A 3,541-nucleotide genomic window follows, 5' to 3' on the forward strand; every position below is an offset into this window, starting at 1 on the left:
TCTCGGGCGGGGTGATCAACGAAAAGGGGGTAGCCGTAGCCGGATTCGCGTTGACCCGGTCGGTGTAGGCCATGTCCACCATGATCCGAGCGAGAGGCTCGATGGCGCTGATCAGTGGTTCGGTGAACGCCGAAAGGCCCAACACGGACGCCAATTCCCGCAGCGGACCGAACAGCGGCAGGTGCGGGTTGTAGTACAGGACGTAGGTGTCCTTCCCGCCGGCGAGGTTGTCCGGGCCTGCGGTCACGTACCGCGGCGACGACGTCGGATCGAGCGGATCGTAGTAGGCGTCGGGGTGGCCGTAGCGAATCGACAACACGGAATTGAGTAGCGCGATCGGATTGAAGTAGGCGGGGAAGTCGGCATACGTGTCGTACATGACCGCGCTGTAGGTGGTGTCGTACCGCGACGGCTGAGCCGCTCCCATGCCTGCGGTGATGAAGGGGATCGAGATACCCGCGAACCGTGGGAAGATGCCGCCGTTGCCCGCGAACGGCGAGGCGATCATCACGAAGCTGAGCTGATCCCGCGAGGGCGCTTCGTCGTCGTCGAGGGCCTGGAGGTTTCGTTTCTCCTGCTCGGCGGCCATGGTGCCGAGCGAATAGCCCGCGACGATCAGATAGGGCTCTGCCGCTCCGGTGACGGTGAGATAGGTGTGAAGGATTCGCAGCGCCGCGTCCCGGCTCTTGTCGAGCTCGATGCTGGCGGGGTACTGGATGGGGAAGTAGTCGTAGCCCGGTGGAATCACCGTGCGGCCCAACTTGTCCTGCACCCTCCCGCTCGTCGGGTCACCCTGGCCGCCGATGGTGACGACGGCGCTGGCAAGCCGCACCATCGCGGCCGGGTCGGCGGCATGCCCGACGACCAAGGAGCCCGACAGTCCAACTGCGGCCGCCCCGACCAGGAACGCCGTGCGCGCTCTATGCGAATCCCGAAACCAATGATTTGCCAACGTAACCCCCCGGTTGTGTGGCGCAAGTTGCTATGTGTGCACGGACAGTACATCCGCGCGGCGGTTCGGCCGTGCGGTTCCGTGGCATCGGCGTCCGCGGGCGCGGATGGCCAGTGGCGGCGCTCATGCGGCTTGTCCGTCCGTGCTGCCTGCCGGTGCCCCGGCTGCGGCGGGGCTGGCCTTCTGCGCGTCTGGCCCGATGCTCGTCGTCCCGGCGCTCGGGGAAGGCGAGGTGGTCCCAGGTGGCCCGGATGGCCCGGATGGCCCGGTGCCGACACGCCCCGGCGTGAACCCGTTGCCGTCGACCGTCACCCGGGGCCGTAGTCCGTCTTCTTTCTCATCGTCATTCTGGCCGTCATTCTGGCCGTCATTCTGGCCGTCGTTCTCGTCGTCGGACTCGTCGTCGGACTCGTCGTCGGACTCGTCGTCGGACGGCCCGTTCGAGTCCGACTGTCCGGATGAGTTGTCCGTCGGCGTGTCGGCCGCACCGGTCAGCTGCGTTGGGACAGAGAATGATTCAGTGGAATCGAAGTCATCGGCCGAGTCGAGCGGTTTCTTCTGATCGCCGTCCGGCTGCGTGTTCTCGCCCGGATCCGATGCGAGAAGCATCCGGGCCTGGCCATCCGGTGCCGCATCGAATCCGGTCGACGTGTCCGATAACTTTACGGCCACATCGGAATTCGGTAGTGGCGGGGAGTCCTGTCCGCCGGACAGCAGGTTCGCGAGCCCCTCGGTCAGTGCGCCAGGAATGGCTGCGGCAGCCTCGACGAACTTCCCGGGGGGTGTGATGAACGAGAACCCGGTCGGTGTCGCCGGATTGGCGTTGACCCGGTCGGTGTAGCCCATGTCGACGATCACTCTCAGCAGGGGCTCGATGGCGCCCAGCACGGGTTCGGTCAGCGGGGTCAGCGCGAGGAGCGACGCCAGCTGTCGAATCGGGCCGAGCAGGGGCAGGTGCGGGTTGTAGACCAGGATGTAGGTGTCGTGACCGCCTGCGCTGTTGTCCCTCTCGTACTCGTACGTCTTCGCCGTGGCGAGATCGATGCCGTCGTAGTACTGGTCCGGATGCGCATAGGCCATTCCCAGGAGCGCGTTGGCCAGCGACAGGGGGTTGAAGTACGCCGGGAAATCGGCGAAACCGTCGTACTCGTTGGTCACGTACGTCGAGTTGTAGGCGGTCTCCTCGGCGGCGCCGAAGGTCGGAAGCAGGCCGGGGATGCGGAAGCCGGGGAGGCGGGCGAAGATGCCTCCGTTTGGCAGGTACGGCGAGGCGATGAACACGAAGTCCAGCGTGTTGGACGGTGGCGGCGTCGGATCGCCCGGTGCCGGATGCGCGAGGTCGCGTTTGACCTGTTCCGCCACCAGCGTGCCCTCGGAATAGGACGAGATGCGAATGTTGCCGTCGGCATCGACCACGGCCTGCGCCAGCTTGGGAACGCCGTCGTCGATGCTGCTCTGGAAGAACACGGTCGCCGGGTAGTGAATGCCGACGTAGTCGGTGGCGTCGAAGCCAAGGGCGTAGTCGCCGCCGAGCTTGTTCTGCAGCCTGGTGCTCGTCGGGTCGTCGCGGCCGCCAACGCCGATCACGGTGCTGGCCAGAATCAGGTCGGGATTCGCGGGGGTGGTGTCCACGGTCTGGCCAAGTACCACGGCTCCCGACATGCCCGCCGCGGCCGCAGTGGCGACCAGCGCCCTGCGTGCTCGACGCTTCTTCGCCATCCGATGCTTTGCCATCGGCCCCCCAGATCGACAAGCACTCCCCTGTGCGGCTGGCACATTACTACTTGGAGAACAAGATCGATGGCGATTCGGACACCTGCGTTCCCGCCAGCTTTGGTTAGCTGTCGGCGAACCCCCAGCGCGCTGGTCCGCCACTGCGTCCCACCGTGGCTAACGGCGGCGCCCCCCTCGGGACGCCGCCGTCGGCGCAGTCGTCTCGGGTGGATTCCCGAGGGGCTATGGGCAGGTGAATTCCAGCTCGAAGGGCTTCTTCGCAGGCGACGTCGGATTGGCGATGTCGACGCCCCACGCGTTGCCGGTGATCTTGTAGGTGTTGCCGTCCTTGGTGGCCGTCGCATCGCCTTGACCGCCGCCCACGGCGAGGGTCACGCCGTCGACGTTGCCAAGGGCGACCGAGGTCACGGTCGGCGCGTCGCCCGCGCCCAACACGGCCCCGATGCCGGTCATCGCCTCGCCGATGGCGACGGTGAGGTTCCCGCCGACGGTGGTGCACAGCACCGAGCCGCCGACGTCCTTCGCTTGGCCGTCGATGGTCACCTTCGTGCCGCCCGAACTGGCCTCGGCGCTGGACGACTCGCTCGAGCTGCTCGACTCCGACGAGGCTGAACTCGACGACGACGATGACGATCCGGACGAAGAACTGCCCCCGGACGAACAGCCGGCCACGCCGGCGATGACGAGGGCCGCGCTCCCCACGGCGACCAGCAAACCTTGCTTCACCACTGCTCTCCTTCTTTCGCGCGATCCGTCAAGATCAGCGGATCGTCCACCGCAGTATGGGGTGCCTCCCACCAGCGGACCTGGGATTGGCGGAATTGATGTCTTGGCACAGAGCAACCGTCGAACGGG

3 protein-coding genes are annotated in these 3,541 nt (G+C 66.4%); all 3 read right to left on the minus strand.

Annotation, left to right across the window (positions count from 1 at the left end; genetic code table 11):
• Window positions 1–868 (minus strand): PE-PPE domain-containing protein (locus ABW137_RS14325; RefSeq protein WP_526400993.1); only part of this gene is annotated, 868 nt, incomplete at its 3' end.
• Window positions 869–1,075: 207 nt separating this feature from the next.
• Entirely contained in the window at window positions 1,076–2,686 is a 1,611-nt protein-coding gene (locus tag ABW137_RS14330) for a PE-PPE domain-containing protein (RefSeq protein ID WP_526400995.1), read from the minus strand.
• Window positions 2,687–2,908: 222 nt separating this feature from the next.
• Window positions 2,909–3,412 carry a lipoprotein LpqH gene (locus ABW137_RS14335; protein WP_526400997.1) on the minus strand — a complete coding sequence of 168 codons (504 nt, stop codon included), beginning with the start codon at window positions 3,410–3,412 and terminating at the stop codon, window positions 2,909–2,911.
• Window positions 3,413–3,541: the final 129 nt, after the last annotated feature.

The sequence above is a fragment of the Mycobacterium sp. genome, assembly GCF_040509115.1.
Lineage (GTDB): Bacteria > Actinomycetota > Actinomycetes > Mycobacteriales > Mycobacteriaceae > Mycobacterium.